Consider the following 2,071-nt stretch of genomic DNA (forward strand, 5'->3'; position numbering starts at 1 on the left):
ACAAGCTCGTCGATCAGCCATGGCGCATCATGTCCATCGGCATCCGCAAATGGGCACATGGGTTCTGATTAATGGGGTTTGGTATTAAGCGTCCGTGATTGATCCACTCCCGCGTCGAACGGTCGGGAAAGCACGCTAATCTCATCAGCAATCATGAATGCCGAGAAGAAGCCAATGCCATATTTACCAGTACGCTTGCGCCCCTTGGACAATAGGCCCGGTCGCTCCGCCTTCACCAGACTAGAAGAGATATAACTCTCGCCGAAATCGATAAGCGGTCCTGTGAGTACTGCCTCTGACATCCCAATTCCGTCATCTTCGACGTCAATCCAGACATGCTCTGAACCGTCATCACGCAAACGGGCAACAATCCGGCCGCTATAGGCGCTGGTCACAGGTTCAAGCTCCCGACGATAGCGGATCGCGTCGGCGGCATTTTGGATTAACTCGCGGACTGGTACCCACATTTGATGCCCGTAGAGCTTTTCACCTCCAAACAACTCCACGATCCTGTCAACCCGCGAAATTCTGACATCGGCGAGTACAGGGTGCCAGCCGTTGACCTGGACCAGCGCAGAGAGGCGATCGGGTGTTTCAGCGCCCCGAATCCGGTTTACCTGGAGCGGGGGTAGGGCAAGATCGCGCAGGAGCGCGTCCGTTGCTTGAAGTTCATGGTTGGCAACGCGAAGCGCGTCATAGGCAATCCACCAAGCACCCACGTCTTCTTCTGCGAATGGTCGAGTAGACGTGAACACCAGTGCCTCAGGGTGTGCAGCGTCAACGTATGGATGCGCGAGCCGATTTTGTGCCCGCCAATGCTGTTCCGACAAGCCGCGCAACTGCAGTAGCCCGTAAAGAAAATCAGGCGCGCGGTCTTGGTCAAGTTGAGTTGCGTCAGCACAGCGTAAAAGACCCGCCAACAAAATCGGACGAATAGTCCAGTCGGCTGGCATACCAGCGAGTGATCCACGCGTACCCCCGAGGCGCTTTACGAGCGTATCCACATCCCAATGATGACTCGCCGCGATCTCGCCGATCAAGGGCCCCAGATGGGTGCGCAACTGATCATCGCCAAGCAAATACTGGCGTCGACCCGCCGTCTCGACCTCGAAGTCTGCAAGGTCACGCGCTCGCTCCGCATGGACGCTGCGCAACGTGTCCAACAACAGCACGCGTCTGACCTCTGCATCGGGTTCGACGAGCCCACTACCCTCCTGCCGCTCGGCCCACTGTGCCAAAGCGTCGCGCCACTCTGGCGTGGCCTCGATTGCCGCGAGGCGGCCGGGGAACGCCGCGAGCGAATTGGCGGCGTCATGCAGGAGGATGGCAGCACCAAAAACGAAAACTTCAAGCGGCGTCAGTGTGAATTCTTGACCAGCCAGCTGATCTGCACGCGCCCACAGAGCCTCGAAATGCCGGTCATCGTGCAAAGTGAGTTGGGGGAGGTCACGCTGGATCTCTCGCGACAATTCGACCGCGTTGTCCCAGAACTGACGATAGCTGGCACGCAGTTGCTCTCGCTTGGCGGGCGCTGCACCTGCGCCGATGTTACGTTGCCATAGCCCTAGTTCTTCAAAATGCCCCAAAGTTGGTTTCTCCATCGGATCCGGTGATAGGCTTAAACGCGCTATCAACATTTACCAAGACGGGTTGAGGAACCTGGATCACGACACAATAATGCCTACAGCCCATACGCCGAAGGGCTTAGGAGCACGATCCGGGCCGGCCAGATTCGCCACAGGCCCGGTCTCGACTTTCGACCATTCAGATCAGGCCTGCAAAACCATGATGAAAAGGGGAATATGGTGGGAAGTGGCCTTCGCCACTTCCGCACCTTTTCCGCAACCGCCGCAAAACATGGTGAGCCCGACAGGATTCGAACCTGTGACCCGCTGATTAAAAGTCAGCTGCTCTACCTACTGAGCTACGGGCCCCCACTGAAGCATACCGTGACGGTCGGGGTCACCTAGGGGCCATGCGCGGCTTGGTCAAGCGGGCACGCAACTGTCCGATGCTGAAGCCCGTCAAGGGATCGCGCCAGCGACCTGCAATCTTCGCCGCCGGGTCGAGC

Annotated in this window: 1 protein-coding gene and 1 tRNA gene; both read right to left on the reverse strand. The window is 58.0% G+C overall.

Annotated elements, in window-relative coordinates; translation table 11 throughout:
• Nucleotides 1-68: 68 nt before the first annotated feature.
• Nucleotides 69-1,601 carry an HD domain-containing protein gene (locus tag LH128_RS32405; RefSeq protein ID WP_172705137.1) on the reverse strand — a complete coding sequence of 511 codons (1,533 nt, stop codon included), beginning with the start codon at nucleotides 1,599-1,601 and terminating at the stop codon, nucleotides 69-71.
• Between the two features lie 257 nt (nucleotides 1,602-1,858).
• Nucleotides 1,859-1,934: transfer RNA gene (locus LH128_RS21970), tRNA-Lys, on the reverse strand.
• Nucleotides 1,935-2,071 lie beyond the last annotated feature (137 nt).

The sequence above is a fragment of the Sphingomonas sp. LH128 genome, assembly GCF_000293195.2.
Taxonomy (GTDB): Bacteria; Pseudomonadota; Alphaproteobacteria; order Sphingomonadales; family Sphingomonadaceae; genus Novosphingobium; species Novosphingobium resinovorum_A.

Bases quoted from the DNA above. Each gene is read 5' to 3' on its own strand.
- LH128_RS32405 (WP_172705137.1), bottom strand. From the start codon at position 1,601: ATGGAGAAACCAACTTTGGGGCATTTTGAAGAACTAGGGCTATGGCAA.